This is a genomic window from Achromobacter sp. ES-001 (assembly GCF_019448355.1).
Classification (GTDB): domain Bacteria; phylum Pseudomonadota; class Gammaproteobacteria; order Burkholderiales; family Burkholderiaceae_B; genus Achromobacter; species Achromobacter spanius_B.
Genome location: NZ_CP079940.1, coordinates 4,970,057 through 4,986,979, shown reverse-complemented (window position 1 = coordinate 4,986,979; position 16,923 = coordinate 4,970,057). Strand labels below are relative to the sequence as shown.

The 16,923-nt window shown below is 64.9% G+C and carries 18 protein-coding genes; 11 read left to right on the top strand and 7 right to left on the bottom strand.

Annotation, left to right across the window (positions count from 1 at the left end; all coding sequences use genetic code 11):
* Positions 1-18: 18 nt before the first annotated feature.
* On the bottom strand, positions 19-393 hold the full coding sequence (locus tag KYT87_RS22665; protein WP_046804404.1) for a hypothetical protein: 375 nt from the start codon (positions 391-393) through the stop codon (positions 19-21).
* Between the two features lie 180 nt (positions 394-573).
* Positions 574-1,815 (bottom strand): dicarboxylate/amino acid:cation symporter, encoded by a 1,242-nt coding sequence (locus KYT87_RS22660; protein WP_104144615.1) that lies wholly within the window; start codon positions 1,813-1,815, stop codon positions 574-576.
* A 292-nt stretch (positions 1,816-2,107) separates the two neighbouring features.
* On the opposite strand from KYT87_RS22660, the gene KYT87_RS22655 reads away from it, so the two are divergent.
* Together KYT87_RS22655 and fba are read left to right on the top strand one after the other, a co-directional pair.
* Positions 2,108-3,007 (top strand): SMP-30/gluconolactonase/LRE family protein, encoded by a 900-nt coding sequence (locus tag KYT87_RS22655; protein ID WP_219990892.1) that lies wholly within the window; start codon positions 2,108-2,110, stop codon positions 3,005-3,007.
* A 189-nt stretch (positions 3,008-3,196) separates the two neighbouring features.
* Positions 3,197-4,261 carry a class II fructose-bisphosphate aldolase gene (gene fba / locus KYT87_RS22650; protein WP_046804412.1) on the top strand — a complete coding sequence of 355 codons (1,065 nt, stop codon included), beginning with the start codon at positions 3,197-3,199 and terminating at the stop codon, positions 4,259-4,261.
* Positions 4,262-4,388: 127 nt separating this feature from the next.
* On the opposite strand, the gene KYT87_RS22645 is transcribed toward fba, so the two are convergent.
* Positions 4,389-4,844, bottom strand: coding sequence for a GFA family protein (locus KYT87_RS22645; RefSeq protein ID WP_104144577.1), 456 nt, complete (start codon positions 4,842-4,844; stop codon positions 4,389-4,391).
* Positions 4,845-5,086: 242 nt separating this feature from the next.
* Here KYT87_RS22645 and KYT87_RS22640 point away from each other — a divergent pair, with 242 nt between their 5' ends.
* The 6 genes from KYT87_RS22640 to KYT87_RS22615 all read left to right on the top strand — a co-directional run bounded on the left by KYT87_RS22640 (position 5,087) and on the right by KYT87_RS22615 (position 9,840).
* Entirely contained in the window at positions 5,087-5,968 is an 882-nt protein-coding gene (locus tag KYT87_RS22640) for a phosphoribosylaminoimidazolesuccinocarboxamide synthase (RefSeq protein ID WP_046804414.1), read from the top strand.
* A 190-nt stretch (positions 5,969-6,158) separates the two neighbouring features.
* On the top strand, positions 6,159-6,317 hold the full coding sequence (locus KYT87_RS22635; protein WP_046804415.1) for a DUF5993 family protein: 159 nt from the start codon (positions 6,159-6,161) through the stop codon (positions 6,315-6,317).
* Between the two features lie 10 nt (positions 6,318-6,327).
* Positions 6,328-6,900, top strand: coding sequence for a disulfide bond formation protein B (locus KYT87_RS22630; RefSeq protein ID WP_046804416.1), 573 nt, complete (start codon positions 6,328-6,330; stop codon positions 6,898-6,900).
* Positions 6,901-7,006: 106 nt separating this feature from the next.
* Complete coding sequence (purE, locus tag KYT87_RS22625) at positions 7,007-7,537, top strand: 5-(carboxyamino)imidazole ribonucleotide mutase (RefSeq protein ID WP_046804417.1); 531 nt, start codon at positions 7,007-7,009, stop codon at positions 7,535-7,537.
* Positions 7,534-8,724, top strand: a complete 1,191-nt coding sequence (locus tag KYT87_RS22620; RefSeq protein ID WP_219990891.1) for a 5-(carboxyamino)imidazole ribonucleotide synthase — start codon at positions 7,534-7,536, stop codon at positions 8,722-8,724. The genes purE and KYT87_RS22620 overlap by 4 nt, the downstream gene beginning before the upstream one ends.
* Positions 8,725-8,781: 57 nt before the next feature.
* Complete coding sequence (locus KYT87_RS22615) at positions 8,782-9,840, top strand: L-threonylcarbamoyladenylate synthase (protein ID WP_219990890.1); 1,059 nt, start codon at positions 8,782-8,784, stop codon at positions 9,838-9,840.
* Positions 9,841-10,053: 213 nt separating this feature from the next.
* On the opposite strand, the gene KYT87_RS22610 is transcribed toward KYT87_RS22615, so the two are convergent.
* From KYT87_RS22610 to KYT87_RS22595, 4 genes are read right to left on the bottom strand one after another with little or no spacing between them, the layout of a single operon-like run.
* The gene (locus tag KYT87_RS22610) at positions 10,054-10,881 is read right to left on the bottom strand and encodes an IclR family transcriptional regulator C-terminal domain-containing protein (protein ID WP_046804420.1); all 828 of its coding nucleotides are present in this window, start codon (positions 10,879-10,881) and stop codon (positions 10,054-10,056) included.
* Complete coding sequence (locus tag KYT87_RS22605; RefSeq protein WP_219990889.1) at positions 10,881-11,522, bottom strand: 3-oxoacid CoA-transferase subunit B; 642 nt, start codon at positions 11,520-11,522, stop codon at positions 10,881-10,883. The genes KYT87_RS22610 and KYT87_RS22605 overlap by 1 nt, the downstream gene beginning before the upstream one ends.
* Positions 11,523-11,531: 9 nt before the next feature.
* Positions 11,532-12,212, bottom strand: a complete 681-nt coding sequence (locus tag KYT87_RS22600; RefSeq protein ID WP_219990888.1) for a 3-oxoacid CoA-transferase subunit A — start codon at positions 12,210-12,212, stop codon at positions 11,532-11,534.
* A 51-nt stretch (positions 12,213-12,263) separates the two neighbouring features.
* Positions 12,264-13,283, bottom strand: a complete 1,020-nt coding sequence (locus tag KYT87_RS22595; protein ID WP_120156718.1) for a tripartite tricarboxylate transporter substrate binding protein — start codon at positions 13,281-13,283, stop codon at positions 12,264-12,266.
* Between the two features lie 354 nt (positions 13,284-13,637).
* On the opposite strand from KYT87_RS22595, the gene KYT87_RS22590 reads away from it, so the two are divergent.
* The 3 genes from KYT87_RS22590 to KYT87_RS22580 all read left to right on the top strand — a co-directional run bounded on the left by KYT87_RS22590 (position 13,638) and on the right by KYT87_RS22580 (position 16,876).
* The gene (locus KYT87_RS22590) at positions 13,638-14,660 is read left to right on the top strand and encodes an amino acid ABC transporter substrate-binding protein (RefSeq protein WP_104144572.1); all 1,023 of its coding nucleotides are present in this window, start codon (positions 13,638-13,640) and stop codon (positions 14,658-14,660) included.
* Positions 14,661-14,816: 156 nt separating this feature from the next.
* Entirely contained in the window at positions 14,817-15,683 is an 867-nt protein-coding gene (locus tag KYT87_RS22585; protein ID WP_046804424.1) for an IclR family transcriptional regulator, read from the top strand.
* Positions 15,684-15,967: 284 nt separating this feature from the next.
* Positions 15,968-16,876, top strand: a complete 909-nt coding sequence (locus tag KYT87_RS22580; protein ID WP_219990887.1) for an arginase family protein — start codon at positions 15,968-15,970, stop codon at positions 16,874-16,876.
* The last annotated feature ends 47 nt before the right edge of the window (positions 16,877-16,923 follow it).

Genomic DNA, 16,923 nt, shown 5'->3' with positions numbered 1-16,923 from the left:
GTGGCGGCGGCGGGGTCTTCAGCGGACCAGCTCGAATTTTGTCGACAGGCTTTGCCCCAACGATTCGTCGTAGCGGTAGCGCAGCTTGATTGGCTTGCCCTGGCGAATCTGGCCGGGCGGCGTGTCCTCCAGCGACACGTCCATTTCGCGGTTTACGAATTCGGTGCAATCCGTGTCCGCGCGCGCGCCTTCCGGAATGTCGGCCGCCTTGACCTTGATACGAAACGTGGTTTGAGACAGCGTCGTGCCGTCGGTGCGGCTTTGCCGCATCTGTAGCGCGGGCGTGGTGACTGTGCCGGCCAGGTCGCAGGAAATGCGGGTCCAGGCGTTTGCGTCAGCGGCGGCAACCAGGGCGATTGCCGCCAGGATGCCGCGCAGGGGGAGGGGTGTCATGGCATTGCATGGGGCGGGCGCTGCCGGATGGCACGCCGCGCCGCAGGTCAAGAACGGGAAGCCTATGTTGCTCCCGCGCTTGCGGCGCGGTCAAGCGCCCGATCATGTGGCCCGATTACGTGGCCCGATTACGTGGCCCGATCAAGCAGCCCGATCCAACAGCCCGATCCAACAGCCCGATCAAGCCGCCGCATCGTCGCGGTCGTCTTCCAGTTTCGCAATGACGGCCGTGGCCAGGCTGTTGCCCACCACATTGGTCGCGGTGCGGCCCATGTCGAAAAACTGGTCGATGCCCATGATCAGCAGCAGGCCCGCTTCCGGCAAATGGAACATCGGCAGGGTGGCGGCCACCACGACCAGCGACGCGCGCGCCACGCCCGCCATGCCCTTGCTGGTCACCATCAGCACCAGCAACAGCGTCAACTGCTGCGCAAAGCTCATCTCAATGTTGTAAGCCTGCGCAATGAACAGGACGGCGAACGACTGATACATCATCGAGCCGTCCAGATTGAACGAATACCCCAGCGGCAGTACAAAGCCCGAAATGCGCTTGGACACGCCAAAGCGTTCCAGTGCTTCGATGGTCTTCGGATAGGCCGATTCGCTGCTGGCCGTGGAAAATGCCAGCAAGGTCGGCTCTTTGATCAGCCCGCCCAGGCGGCGCGTGGACTTGCCCAGGAACAGGTAACCGACGCCAAACAGAATGGCCCACAGCAGCGCCAGGCCCAGGTAGAACTCGCCGATCAACTTGCCGTAGCTGACCAGCACGCCCAGGCCTTCGGTGGTGATGGCGGCGGCCATGGCGGCGAACACGCCCAGCGGCGCAAAGCGCATCACGTAGTCGGTGACGCGGAACATGATCTTGGCCAGCTCGTCGATCATGGTGTAGATCGTGTGGTGGCCCTTGCCGCGTATGAACGACAACGCTGCGCCAAAGAACAGCGAGAACACCAAAATCTGCAAGATCTCGTTGTTGGCCATCGCTTCGGCGATGCTCTTGGGGAACACGTGCGCGATGAACGCCTTGAGCGTGAAGTCGCCCGTCTTCAAGCCCGAGGTGATGCCCGTGTCCGGAATCGCCAGGTTCATGTGTGCGCCCGGCTGGAAGATATTGACCAGCAGCAGGCCCAGCAGCAAGGACACGGCGGACGCCGCGATGAACCACACCATGGCGCGCAACCCGATGCGGCCCACGGCGTTCGCGTCGCTCATGCTGGCCAGGCCGGACACCAGCGTCGCGAAGACCAGCGGCGCGATGATCATCTTGATCATGCGCAGGAAGATGTCCGTGACCAGGCTGAAGTACGACGCAATTTCCGCTGCGTGCTTCGCGTCCTGCGCCGTCTTGTTGCACACGTAGCCCACCACGACGCCCAGCACCATGGCGATGCCGATGTAACGCGTCAGCTTCTTTGTATTCATGATCAAAACGGAAACAAGGGACCCGCCGCATAGCGCCCCGGGGTGGGGGTCGGCCCGCCGGCATGGGGCGGGAAAGGCGGTCCGGTTTGGGGGATGCCAAGGCAAATCCCGGGGTACGGGTTTTCCCTTGGGGCGCGATGTTAACGCCCGCCACCTGACAGTCAGTTGTCATCTTGGGGACATATCCGTAACACCTTTGACGTGACAGAATGGGTCCGCCCGGCCGAACGCATCGGCCATGCGGCGCATTTGAAAAGCCGGCCCCGATGGGGCGATAACAGGAGACAAGGCAATGCCGAAACGCGAACTGTCCGTGCTGGCAACGGGATACACCTACCTGGAGGGCTTGCGATGGCACGAAGACCGCTTGTGGGCGTCGGACTTCTATACCGGGCAGGTCATCGCCGTGGATCTGAAGGGCAATATTGAGCTGATCTGCCGCGTGCCCCAGCAGCCCTCGGGCCTGGGCTGGCTGCCCGATGGCCGCCTGCTGATCTCATCCATGAAAGACCGCAAGGTGTTGCGCCGGGAAGCGGACGCCACGCTAAGCGTGCATGCGGATTTGTCCTCGCTGGCGGGCGGCCCGATCAATGACATGGTGGTGGATGCGCAGGGCCGGGCGTACGTCGGCAACTTCGGTTTCGATTTGATGGCGGGCGAACCCGTCGCGACCACGGCGCTGGTGCGCGTCGACACGGACGGCGTCGCGCAGGCTGTGGCCGATGGGCTGTGCTTTCCCAATGGCTCGTTCATCACGCCGGATGGCAACACGTTGATTGTCAACGAGACGTTCGGCAACCGGATCTCGGAATTCGACATCCTGCCCACGGGGGCACTGGGTCCGCGCCGCGACTGGGCCAACTTCGGCCCGTTGCCGGATAGCGACGACCTGTCGGTATTGATCGCCGCGTCGGCCATCGCGCCGGATGGCGGCGCGCTGGATGCCGAGGGCGCGCTGTGGGTGGCGGACGCCATCGGCAAGCGCATCGTGCGGGTGGAGCGGGGCGGCGCCATTCTGGAACAGATCGATACCGGCGAATTCGGCATCTTCGCCGCGGCGCTGGGCGGTCCGGACGGCTGCACGCTGTTCATGGCGGCCGCGCCGGATTTCATCGAGGCAAACCGCCGCGCCAAGCCCGAAGCCCGCATCCTGACGACTCGGGTGGACGTACCGCACGCCGGTCGGCCCTGAGACCGGGGCCGGAGTCGGGCGGGGGGGCTGGGTGGAGGCTGAAGGCGTAGACCGGTTGTACGCCTTCCGTCCTCGGCTGAATGGACTGGATACCGGCGGTTGCAAGACCTTTCCTGGAAACCCCCGTAAAATCACCCCATTCAGCAAGCCTTCAACCATTTCAATAAACAGTACTTAGGAGGACCACTCATGGCCCTAGTCTCCATGCGCCAGTTGCTCGACCACGCCGCCGAGAACGGCTACGGCATTCCGGCTTTCAACGTCAACAACCTGGAACAGGTCCAGGCCATCATGGAAGCCGCTGCGGAGACCGACAGCCCGGTGATCATGCAAGCCTCGGCCGGCGCGCGCAAGTACGCGGGCGAAGGCTTCCTGAAGCACCTGATCCAGGCCGCGGTTGAGTCCTACCCGCACATCCCCGTCGTGATGCACCAGGATCACGGCCAGTCGCCCAAGGTCTGCCAAGGCGCCATCGACCTGGGCTTCTCCAGCGTGATGATGGACGGTTCGCTGAAAGAAGACGGCAAGACCATTGCCGACTACGACTACAACGTCGAAGTCACCAAGAAGGTCGTGGACGTGGCCCACAAGCTGGGCGTGACGGTTGAAGGCGAACTGGGCTGCCTGGGTTCCCTGGAAACCATGGAAGGCGACAAGGAAGACGGCCACGGCGCCGACGGCAAGCTGACCATGGACCAGCTGCTGACCGATCCGGAACAAGCCGCCGACTTCGTGCGCCGCACCCAGCTGGACGCGCTGGCAATCGCCATCGGCACCAGCCACGGCGCCTACAAGTTCACGCGCAAGCCCACCGGCGACATCCTGTCGATTTCCCGCATCAAGGAAATCCACGCCCGCCTGCCCAACACCCACCTGGTGATGCACGGCAGCTCCAGCGTGCCGCAGGAACTGCTGGCTGAAATCCGCGAATTCGGCGGCAACATGAAGGAAACCTACGGCGTGCCGGTCGAGGAAATCCAGGAAGCCATCAAGTACGGCGTGCGCAAGATCAATATCGACACCGATATTCGTCTGGCCATGACCGGCGCGATCCGCCGCTTCTTTGCCGAGAACCCCGAAAAGTTCGACCCGCGCGAATACCTGAAGCCCGCCCGCGCCGCCGCCAAGGCGATCTGTGTGGCTCGCTACACGGAATTCGGCACCGCCGGCAACGCCAGCAAGATCCGCGCGCTGCCGCTGACGGAAATCGCCGCGCAGTACGCCTCGGGCAAGCTGTCGCAAGTGGTGCAGTAAACCTATCCAGCGCCGCCTTCGGGGGGCGCCGGGGTAGCAAAAAGGGGTGGGTCCGTCGTGGACCCACCCCTTTGTTTTGGCCGGCTGCCAAGACGGGCGTATCGGCTGGCCGCGTCAGCCCCGCAAGTCAGGCGGGCGGCGAGTTTTGCGGGAAGTGCGGCACGCTGCGGTCCACGTGGTGCCAGGACGGCGCCGAACTCGTCCACAGGCTGGCCTTGGCGTGAAAGGCTTCCGGATCGTCCAGCGAGCCCGCGCGCACCACCTCGTATCCCATGCCTTCCGAGCCGCCGAATAGCGGCGTGCCACAGGCGGCGCAGAAGCTGCGCATGACGGTGTGCCCGGAGTCTCCCTTGTAGCGGTGTTCCTTGGCCTGGCCGCGCAGCATCGTGATCGAGCCGGCGGGAAAGATCAGCGCATGGGCCGGCGCGCCGCCGCTGGAATATTGGCAGTCGCGGCAGTGGCAGGTGGCGGCGGTGATGGGTTCGTCGGTGACGGCGTAACGGATCGCGCCGCACTGGCAACCGCCAGTCAGGTGTACCTGCGCGTCGGCGGCGGACGGGCGTTTAAGGGAAGCATCCTGCATACGGCTTTGTCTCCGGGCGTGAGGTCTGCGCCGTGACGCGGCTGGGGCGGTCGGCGCGAATCGTGAGTCGGGAATCAGAGGCTAACCCGGCCCTTGCCGCCCGGCAAGACGGGCATATTTGCAGTAATCTATGCGTCTTGCACAGGCCATGCCGCCTTTTGCGCAAGTTTCGATTTCGTTCTACTTCCCGCCCTGGCGCTCGCCCGTGGCGGGAATCTTCATTTTTGCCATAGGCCATTCCCGTGACTTCTGCTTTGCATCAATCCAGCATCAAGTCCTTGCCGCTGCTGGGCCGCGGTAAGGTGCGCGATATGTACGCGGTGGGCGACGACAAGTTGCTGATCGTCGCGTCGGATCGTATCTCCGCGTTCGACGTGATTCTTGACGACCCCATTCCCGGCAAGGGACAGGTGCTGACCGAGCTGACCGAATTCTGGTTGCAGAAGCTGGCCCACATCCTGCCGAACCACTCCACCGGCGTGAAGCCCGAAGACGTGGTGGCGCCGGACGAAGTTGACCAGGTGCGCGGACGCGCCGTCGTGGTCAAGCGCCTGAAGCCGATTTTGGTGGAGGCCGTTGCACGCGGCTACCTGATCGGCTCCGGCTGGAAAGACTACCAGGCCACCGGCAGCGTCTGCGGCATCCAGTTGCCCGCCGGCCTGCAACAGGCCAGCCAATTGCCCGAACCGATCTTCACGCCCGCCGCCAAGGCCGAATTCGGCATGCACGACGAAAACGTGGACTTCGCGCACGTGGTCAAGGAAGTGGGTCAGGAAATGGCCGAACGCATCCGCGACGTGACCCTCAAGCTGTACGCCGAAGCCGCGCGCTTCGCCGCCACCAAGGGCATCATCATTGCCGACACCAAGTTTGAATTCGGCCTGGACGACAACGGCACGCTGCACTTGATGGACGAAGTGCTGACGCCCGACTCGTCGCGCTTCTGGCCGGCTGACGGCTACCGCGTGGGCATCAGCCCCCCGTCGTTCGACAAGCAGTTCGTGCGCGACTGGCTGGAAACCCAGACCTGGGACAAGACCCCGCCCGCCCCGCGCCTGCCGCAAGAAGTGCTGGAAAAGACCGCCGCCAAGTACCGCGAAGCGCTGGACCGCCTGATTGCCTGATTCCGTCGGGCGCCGTTGACGCCGCCTAGACGAAAACAAACCCGCCGGTGAGTCCACCGAGCGGGTTTTTTCTTTGGGGGGACGCATAAGTTCGCCGCGCGCGCATCCGGGCTTTCGATAACAAATATGTCGGATTGTTACGTTATACTCCTCGGTTGCTTACAGGACGCCGCCGACAGGAGCCCGTCGCATGATCATGATGTTGCCGTTTCTGACTGGTCTGATCGCCGTGTGGTTTGGCGTGCTGGGCCGTCGCCGTCCATGCGTGACCTTCTGGCTGCTGACCTTGCTGATCTTCGCGGCCTGGTGCGTGCATCACATGAATACGCCGCTGGCGTTGTCGCTGTAAAGGCCGGGCGATGATCTTTTCTGGTAATCCGGCGCGAGGCTCGCGTGTCATCAATGGGCTGGCGCTGCTGGGCGTGACCGGCATCCTGGCCATGGCGTTCGCCTGGCAACTCATTTATGACGAACTGCCGTGCCCGCTTTGCCTGCTGCAACGCGTGGCGCTGATTCTGGCCGGCGTGGGGTTCCTGCTGAACCTGCGCCTGGGCCCATCGCCCATGCATTACGCGATGAGCATCGCGGCGTCGCTGGGCGGCATGGTCGCATCGGGCCGGCAAGTGCTGCTGCACCTGGCGCCCGGCGATCCCGGCTATGGCTCGCCGTTCCTGGGCATGCACTTCTATACCTGGGCGTTCATTGCGTTTGCGGCCATCATCGTCTTCTGCGTGCTGATGCAGACGGCCGACCGCAAATGGGGCGACACCATGCTGAAAAAGCCCGTGTCGGCGCTGGGCGTCCTGGTCATGGCCCTGTTTTTTGTCATGACGCTGGCCAACGTCGGCGGCACCACGCTGGAATGCGGTTTTGGCCCGTGCCCGGACAACCCCGACACCTATCTGTGGCTGCCCAAGGCCACCGCGCCATAGCCTGCCGCGCGCGCCGGGTAAAATACCGGGTTTCGCGGACTGGATCCGCGGTCCATTGACATTCCGCGGGCAGGTTTCCGCGGTCTTACCCTCTTTGACACCGGTTATGACAGCCAAGACTTCCGCAGCGGCCAAGGCCTCGCCCGTGGTGGGCGTGATTATGGGATCTTCCAGCGATTGGGAGGTCATGAAGCACGCGGTCAGCATGCTTGAGGATTTCGGCGTGGCCTATGAGGCGCGCGTGATTTCCGCGCACCGCATGCCGCAGGACATGGCCGAATACGGCGCGGCCGCGCATGGCCGTGGCCTGCGCGGCATCATCGCCGGCGCTGGCGGCGCGGCGCACCTGCCGGGCATGATGGCGGCGCTGACCGAAGTGCCGGTGTTTGGCGTTCCGGTGCCGTCCAAATACCTGCGCGGCGAAGATTCTCTGCTGTCCATTGTGCAGATGCCCAAGGGCGTGCCGGTGGCCACGTTCGCCATCGGCGAAGCGGGCGCCGCCAACGCGGCGCTGCACGTGATTGCCACGCTGGCCGGCACCGATGCGGACCTGCATCAGAAGCTGGTGGCGTTCCGCGCCCGCCAGACGCAAGCCGCGCGCGACATGAAGGTTCCGCCCGAGGCGTCGATCGTATGAGCCAATCCACTTCTTTCATGATCGCTCCCGGTGGCTGGTTGGGCTTGTTGGGCGGCGGCCAATTGGGCCGCATGTTCTGCCATGCGGCGCAAAGCCTGGGCTACAAGGTCGCGGTGCTGGACCCGGCCGACGAATGCCCCGCGGGCATGGTGGCCGACCTGCACATCCAGGCTGCCTATGACGACGAAGCCGGGCTGGCCCGTTTGGCCCAGACCTGCCAGGCCGTCACCACCGAATTCGAAAACGTCCCTGCCGACAGCCTGCGTACGCTAGCCACGCGTTGCCGCGTCAGCCCGGCCGCCGACGCCGTCGCCATCGTGCAGGACCGCATCGCCGAAAAGACCTTCATCGCCTCGCAAGGCATCGCCGTGGCGCCGCACGCCGCCATCCGCACCGAAGCAGACCTGCGCGCCGCGCCCGACGCCTTGTTTCCCGGCATCCTGAAAGTGGCGCGCCTGGGCTATGACGGCAAGGGCCAGGCCCGCATCAGCACGCGCGACGAAGCGCTGGCCGCCTTCGCCGAGTTTGGCGGCGTGGCCTGCGTGCTGGAAGCGCTGATGCCGCTGGACTACGAAATCTCGGTGGTGCTGGCGCGCGGTTTCGACGGCGCAAGCGTTGTCTTCCCGGTGGCGCGCAACGTGCACCGCGACGGCATCCTGGCGGTGTCCACCGCCGCGCCCGTGCAGTCGGACGCCGCGCATGCCGAACGGCAGGCCCGCGCGACCGAAGCCGCGCAATCCATTGCGCAAGGCCTGGGCTATCACGGCGTGCTGTGCGTGGAATTCTTCGTGCTGAAAGACGGCAGCCTGATCGTCAACGAGATCGCGCCGCGTCCGCACAACAGCGGCCACTACACGATGAACGCCTGCGTCACCAGCCAGTTCGAACAGCAGGCACGCGCCATGGCGGGTTTGCCGCTGGGCAGCACGGCGCTCTTGGCGCCCGCCGTCATGCTGAACATCCTGGGCGACATCTGGTACGAATCGCCCACGGCCACGCAGCAGCGCGAACCCAATTGGGCGGCGGCCCTGGCGGTGCCCACCGCCAAGCTGCACCTGTACGGCAAGCGCGATGCGCGTCGCGCCCGCAAGATGGGTCACATCACCATCGTGGCGCCCACGCTGGAGCAGGCCCGCAGCGATGCCGCGAGCGTGGCTGCCGCGCTGGGCATGCAGGCGCCCGAGTAACGCCTGAGTCACGCCCGAATAACGCCGAGTCACTCCGAGTCACCCGCGACGATCCCGATGTCTTCCTTGCCCCCGCCCGACTCCGCCAGCGACGCGGAAATATCCCACGCCGCGCAACGCCTGCTGGACGGTGAACTGGTCGCCTTTCCGACCGAAACCGTCTACGGCCTGGGCGCGGATGCGCAAAGCCCGCAGGCGGTGGCCAAGATCTACGCGGCCAAGGGCCGGCCGTCGAACCACCCTGTCATCGTGCACATTGCGCCCTCGGGCGACGTCGGCTATTGGGCGGCAGACGTCCCGACCGAGGCGCGTCTGCTGATCGACGCGTTCTGGCCCGGCCCGCTGACGCTGATCCTCAAGCGCGCGCCGCACATCGCCGACACCGTCAGCGGTGGGCAGGACAGCATCGGCATCCGCTGCCCGTCGCATCCCGTGGCGCAGGCGCTGCTGGCGGCGTTCGCGGCGGGTAAGCCGAACGGGCAGGGCGGCGTGGCGGCACCATCGGCCAACAAGTTCGGCCAGGTATCGCCCACCCGCGCCGACCACGTGCGCGCTGAATTCCCTGAGGAAGTCGCGGCCGGCATGCCGGTGCTGGAAGGCGGCGCATCGGAAGTGGGCATCGAATCCACGATTCTTGACTTGTCGCGCCTGGATCGCGGCGCGGGCCCCGTGCTGCTGCGCCCGGGCCATATCAGCGCTGCGCAGATCGAAGCGGTGCTGGGCGTGCAGGTGTTCGCGCCGGATGCCGCCGCGCCGCGCGCCTCGGGCACGCTGAAGGCGCACTACGCCCCCCGCACCCCCCTTGAGCTGGCATCCGACGACCGCCTGCGCGACGTGGCGCAAGGCCGCAATCTGCCGCCCGGCAAGGTGGTGGTGGTGGCGTATGGCGACAAGCCCGACGCGCTGGATGCGCGCCTGCAATGGCACCCGGTGCCGGCGGACCCGACGCGTTATGCGCAGGCGCTGTATGGCTTGCTGCGGGATCTGGACAAGCAGGGCTATGCGCGCATCGTCGTGCAGGCGCCGCCTGCCACCGACGCCTGGCACGCCGTCAACGATCGCATCGGCCGCGCGGCGGCGGCGTTCACGCTGGATACCACCGACCTGGCTTCGTAGGGACAGGCGCGCGTCACAGAACGGGCTCGAATAGAAGGGGCCCGCACAGCACGGGCTCGATCAGGAGGGGCTCAAACGGATCGGGGCTCGAACAGATCGGGGCTCGAACAGATCGGGGCTTGAACATCGGGCTCAAACAGATCGATGCTCGAACGCCGGGCCGTCGTTCCCTCGCAACGGCGGCCGCCTTGCCCCGGCCGCGCGTTCACCTTCCTACGCCACCAGGAATTCCCCGATTCGTTCCACCGCCTGACGCAGCGGCGGCAGGAACTCGTCCGTCAGCCGCGTCAGCGGCACGCGCGCCGCTTTGACGCTGACATTCACGGCGCCGCACGCCTTGCCGCTGGCCGAGCGCACCGGCACCGAAATCGCGCGCACGTTCAATTCCAATTCCTGATCGACCACCGCGTAACCCTGCTCGCGAATGCGCGCCAGTTCGGCGCGCAGCGGCGCTTCGGTGGTCAGCGTGAATTCCGTGTAGGGCTGCAACGGCGTGGCGGCAAAGTAGCGGGCCAGCGCCGGCTCGGGCAATTGCGCCAGCAGCACGCGCCCGATCGATGTGCAATATGCCGGCAGGCGGCTGCCCAGCCCCATGGACGTGGCCAGCAGGCGGTTCACTTCCGAACGCGCCAGGTACAGCATTTCGTTGCCTTCCATGATGGCCAGCGCGCAGGTCTCGTTGACCGTGGCGCTTAGCTCTTCCAGCACCGGCTGGGCCAGGGAGACGAACGGCGTGGACGAGAAATACGCGTAGCCCAGGCCCAGGATGCGCGGCGTCAGCACAAACAGCCTGCCGTGTTGTTCCGCGATGCCCAGCAGCACCAGCGTGTGCAGGCAGCGCTGCACCACGGCGCGCGGCAGCCCGGCGCGGCGGCTCAGTTCAGCGGCGGTTTGCGGATGGCGGCGCGTGCCGAATGCGCGGATCACGTGCAGGCCGCGCGCCAGGGTCAGCATGTAGTCCGGGTCGCCACGAAACTGGTCGGGATGTTCGTCCTCGGCCAGCGGCAGCGCGTAGCCGGGTGGGGGCAGGTTGGGCAGCATCAGCCCGCGCGCAGCGGCGCGCCGGTGCGTCCTTGCAGTTCGGTCAGCGTCATGCCGTCGATCATATCTCGAACAACCAGGCCCTCCGGGGTCACGTCGATCACGGCTAAATCCGTATAGATGCGGTCAACCACGCCCGCGCCCGTCAGCGGATAAGTGCAGCGTTCGACGATTTTCGGATCGCCGTTCTTGCTGTTGTGTTCCATCATGATGAACACGCTGCGCGCGCCCACCGCCAGGTCCATCGCGCCACCCACGGCGGGCGCTTCGCCCGGCTTGGCCAGCGACCAGTTGGCCAGGTCGCCGTTGGCCGCGACCTGCATGCCGCCCATGACGCAGATGTCCAGATGGCCGCCACGCATCATCGCGAACGAATCCGCGTGGTGAAAATATGCGCCGCCGGCAAGCAGCGTCACCGGCTGCTTGCCGGCGTTGATCAGGTCCAGGTTGATGGCGTCTTCTGAAGGCGGTGGGCCCATGCCCAGGATGCCGTTTTCACTGTGCAGCACGATCTCGCGATCATCGGGCAGGCAAGCGGCCACCAGCACCGGCATGCCGATGCCCAGGTTGACGTAGCTGCCGTCGGGAATATCCAGGGCCAGGCGGCGCGCCATGGCCTCGCGGGTCAGGGGTTGGTACATACGTGGGCCTCAGCTGGAAAAGGTGGCGTTCGCCACCTCGGTGATGCGCTTGACGAAGATGCCGGGCGTGACGATGGCTTCGGGCGGCAGCTCGCCCAGGTCGGCTTTGGCGCGCACCTGCACGATGGTGGTCTTGGCCGCCATGCACATGATCGGGCCGAAGTTGCGCGCGCTCTTGTGATAAGTCAGGTTGCCCCAGCGGTCGCCCTGGTCGGCCTTGACCAGCGCAAAGTCGCCATGCAGCGGCGTTTCGAATACGTGGCCGCGTCCGTTGATGATGCGCGTTTCCTTGCCTGCCGCCAGTTCGGTGCCGTAGGCAGTGGGCGTAAAGAACCCGCCCAGCCCGGCCCCGGCCGCGCGCAGCCGTTCGGCGATGGTGCCCTGCGGCACGCATTCCAGTTCGATGCCGCCGCGCCGGTACAGGTCGTCAAAGACCCAGGAGTGCGAGGCCTTCGGAAACGAGCAGATCACCTTGCGCACGCGGCCCGCCTTGATCAGCGCGGCCAGCCCGGTTTCGCGATTGCCCGCGTTATTGCTGACCACGGTCAGCTCGCGCGCGCCCTGGTCGATCAGCGCGTGGATCAGTTCGGTGGGCATACCCGCGCCGCCGAAGCCGCTGATCAGCACCGTGGCGCCGTCGTGGATATCCGAGACCGCGGCCTCGGGGGTGTCGATGAACTTGTTGATCATGGTGAAGCTCCGATCGGGCGGGCGCCCGGCCATGCCGCCGCCCGCCGCCTTTCAGTTCGCGGTGATGCCGACTTGCTTGATGACCTCGGCGTAGCGGGCCGACTCTTTCTGCATCAGGTCGGCAAATTGCGCGGTCGTGCCGCCCACCGGCATGAAGCCCACGTCCACGAATTTGCGCTTGACCTCGGGGTCCTTGACCACCTCGGCGATCTCGCGCGCCATGCGGTCGATGATCGGCTGAGGCGTGTTGGCCGGCGCCAGCAGGCCCGCCCATGATCCCGTTTCAAAGCCCGGCTGGCCGGCTTCGCCCATGGTGGGAATGGAGGGCTCGTCGGGCCAGCGTTCCTTGCCGGTGAAGGCCAGTGCCTTCAGCCGGTTCTGCTTCACGTACTGCATGGGCACCAGGATGGGGTCAAACACCATCGACACGCGCCCGCCCAGCAGGTCGGTCAAAATCGGCGCGCTGCCCTTGTAGGCCACGTGCGTCATTGCAATCTTGTTCTGCGAGGCGAACATGGCGCCGGTCAGGTGCGCGTTCGACCCCGTGCCGCTGGAGGCATACGTCAGCTTGTCGGGGTGCTTGCGGCCATAGTCGACCAACTCGGCCACGGTCTTGACGGGCACGTCTTCGGACACAAACAGGAACAGCGGCAGGTCGGCCATCTGCACAACCGGCACCAGGTCGGTGGGCTTGAAGTTCAGCTTGTACAGGTGGAAATTGACCAGGTAAGCGGGAAGCATCGCCAGAAAGGTGTAGCCGTCGGGGTCGGCCTTGGCCGCCATGGCCGAGCCCACGCTGCTGTTCGCGCCGGGCTTGTTTTCCACAATGATGGTCTGGCCCAGGCGCGGCGCCAGCTTTTCCACCACGATGCGGGTGACGATGTCGGTGGAGCCGCCCGGCGTGTAGGGCACGATGATCTTGATGGGCTTGGTGGGCCAGTCATCGGCGGCATGCGCGGGGCCGGCCATCATGCCGACGGCGGCCAGCGCTGCGCACAGCACGGTTTTCAGGGCAAGGCGGCGCGGGGCGACGGCATTGCGGCGGGGCTGCGAGTTGCAAACATGTGCCATGGATTTGTCTCCTCCATGAATCGACCGAATATCGATGCGCGCCGGGTTTTTTATGTGGCGCGCTCGGCGTTTTAGGGCTGGGGCGGCGATGCCGCGTATCGGACATCGACGCAAAAAAAGTATGGCATGCAGGGGCCTGCCATACGGGGCGCAAGGGTTCGATAAAGTTCGGTCATCGGACAAATGCCCGGAATCTATCAAGCTTGTCATCCTTGGGGTTTCCTCTAGGGAAAGCCGCGTTGTTCACGCCGTGGACATGGCGTAATCTGGCGGCCGGCCCTGTAAAGCCGGGTTTGGTTTCAGCCGCCGCCGTCTTACAAGCCGGCACGGACATCACTCTCAGGAGAGGCATCAATGAAGCGGTCAACTTTGTTTGCAGCCGGCGCCCTGGCCCTGGCTTGTGTGTCCCAGGCGGCGCTTGCCGGCCCCACGCTGGATGCGGTCAAGAAAAAGGGATTCGTGCAATGCGGTTTGACCGACGGCGTCTCCGGCTTTTCGGCTACCAACAGCAAGGGTGAATGGGAAGGGATGGACGTGGACATCTGCCGCGCCGTCGCCGCAGCCGTATTCGGGGACCCCACCAAATTCAAGGGCACGGCGCTGTCCACGCAGCAACGCTTCACCGCTTTGCAGTCGGGTGAAGTCGACGTGCTGCTGCGCACCGTCACGCTGACGCAAACGCGCGATACGTCGCTGGGGCTGTCCGCCGTGGCCGCCAGCTTCTATGACGGCCAGGGCATTCTGGTCAACAAGAAGCTGGGCGTGAAAAGCGCCAAGGAGCTGAACGGCGCCACGGTCTGCGTGCAACCGGGCACCACCACCGAACTGAACCTGGCCGACTGGTTTCGCGCCAACAAAATCGAATTCAAACCCGTGGTGATCGACAAGGTGACCGAAGTGGTGCGCGCCTTTGAATCCGGCCGCTGCGACGCCTTCACCGACGACGCCTCGCAACTGGCCGCCGTGCGCGCCACGCAAGTGGCCAAGCCGGACGACTACGAAATCCTGCCCGAACGCTTCTCCAAGGAACCGCTGGGGCCGATGGTGCGCCAAGGCGACGAAAACTGGCTGGGCATCGTCCGCTGGACGTTGTTCGCCCTGCTGGAAGCCGAGGAATACGGCATCACGCAAAAGAACGTGGACGAGATGCTCAAGAGCAACAACCCCAACGTGTCCCGCATCCTGGGCGTGACGCCGGGCGCGGGCAAGAACATGGGGCTGGACGAAAAATGGGCCTACAACGCCATCAAGGCAGTGGGCAATTACAGCGAAGTGTTCGAGCGAAACGTCGGCAAGGACAGCAAGCTGGGCCTGCAACGCGGCACGAATGCACTGTGGAGCAACGGTGGCGCCATGTACCCATGGCCGATCCGCTGACGCTGCCACACTGACGAGACGGCCTGCGCATGCAGGCCGTTTTTCTTGTGAGCGCGGGGACGGCGATCCGAGGTCGGATTGTCGCCCCAATCGCCATGCGATATAAGCGAACCGTTATACGGTACGCTATGCGCTTTATCCTGCATGCGCTGCGCTATGACCCAGACGCCACATCCCGAAGATTCGCCTTTGTTCATTGCCGCGCTGGCGCGCGGCATTTCCGTATTAAGGGCGTTCAACGAAGGCGAGCCTGCCATGACGCTGCCGGAACTCGCGGAAGCCACGGGCCTGGGTAAAAGCGCGGTTCAGCGCTTTACCCACACGCTCTGGACGCTGGGCTACCTGCGCAAGGATCCCGTCACCAAGAAGTTCTCGCTGGCGCCCTGGTCGCTGGAGCTGGGCATGCACTACGTGCAGACAAGCCCGCTCGTTCTGGGCGGAAACCCGTTCCTGCACACGCTGAACCGCAACAGTCAGGAGACGTGCAGCCTGGCGGAGCCCGACGGTTTGGACATGGTCTATGTGGCGCGCTTTGCCACGCACAAGGAAATGTTTGTGAACATGCCGGTGGGCATGCGCTTGCCTTTTTATTGCACGGCAGCAGGGCGCGCGGTGCTGGCCAAGTTGGACCCCGGCGTTGCGCAAGACTTGCTGGAACGCTGCGACCGCAAGCCTTTCACGGGGAATACGATCACCAGCATGGACGCCTTGCTGGCCGAACTGGAGTTCGCCCGGCGCCACGGCTATGCAAGGTCCAACGGCGAGTTTTACCCCGGTGACATCACGGTCAGCGCGGCGGTCCTGGATGCCGGCGGCACCCCCTTGGGCGCCGTGAACGTGTCCGTGCCTTCCAGCCGCTGGTCTTTTGAACAGGCGCAAGCCGTGTTCGGCCCGCAAGTGGTGGAGACCGCGCACGCCATCAGTGCATCACGCACCCTGGGCCGTACGCATCCCTTCTACTTGATGGAACCACCAGGTGGCGCGTTGCGCGGGGCGATGCCCTTGCCAGACGACGAGGTCTGATCCCTTTCGCACGCCCGTTTTCGGTGCACGCGGCGCGCCATGACGGGGCGCATTCTTTTTTAATCCCGACTATTCAGATCAAGTAATTCCACGCCTGTAGGGGGAACACCCTAATAGGCCGGCCAAGTTTTTGCCTGCTAATCTATTTACGACACAACCGTATCGCATAGCGATTCGACTGAATCTAAATATAGCAACGCCCGCCTATCAACGACGGGGCAAATCCAGGGAGCCGCGCTGTGCCGCAGTCATCTGAAGTTAGTTTCCATCCCGTAGCCGGGTTCATGGGTTTGCCATCGGCCCGCGAGTCTGAAGCGGGCCGGGCACGCGCTTGCGTGGTGGGCATTCCGTTCGATTGCGGCACGCACCCCTTTCGCGTGGGATCGCGGCAGGGTCCGGACGCGATCCGTGAGCAATCCCGTTTGCTGCGCCCCGTCGACATCTTTCGCCGCCATGGCATCGACAGTCCTCCTGAATTCCTGCGCGCCATCGATGTGGGCAACGTGGCGTGCCACCCAGGAGACACCGACGCTTCGTATCCGCTGATCGAAGCCGGCATCGGTGCCATCCTGGACGCGGGTGCCATCCCCATCTCGATGGGCGGTGACGGCGCGGTGACGTTGCCGCAGTTGCGTGCCGTGGGGCGCCGCCATCCGAATTTCGTCGTGCTGCATTTCGACTCGCACACCGACACCTATCCCATCCCCGGCTACAACACGGCCACCACGTTCACGCGCGCCGCCGAAGAGGGTCTGCTGGACGTCGCGGCCAGCTTTCACGTGGGCACGCGAGGTAGTTCTTTCATGCCCGGGGTGCTGGAGTTCGGGCGCGAGGTCGGCTACACGATCGTGCCCTACGACGACTTCGACCAGGACCAGAAAGCCACGCTGGCGGACATCAAGCAGCGTATCGGCCAGCGCCCCGTGTACCTGTGCTTCGACATGGACATCTTTGACCCCTCCTGCGCGCCAGGAGTTTGCACGCCGGAGTGGGGGGGCTTGTCGGCCAAGGAAGGGCTGGCGCTGGTGCGCCAGCTTGCCGGCCTGAACTTCGTGGCGTTCGACATCAATACCGTGTCGCCGCCGCAAGACGTGCAGGGAGCGACAGCCTTCCTGGCTGCCACCGTGATGCAGGAATTCTTCGCGCTGGCGGCGGTGGCAGTGCAGCAGTATCCGCAAGGGCGTCCGGCCTGAGCCGAGGCGTTCGCATCATCCATGTTCGCGGCAATCATTTATCCAAG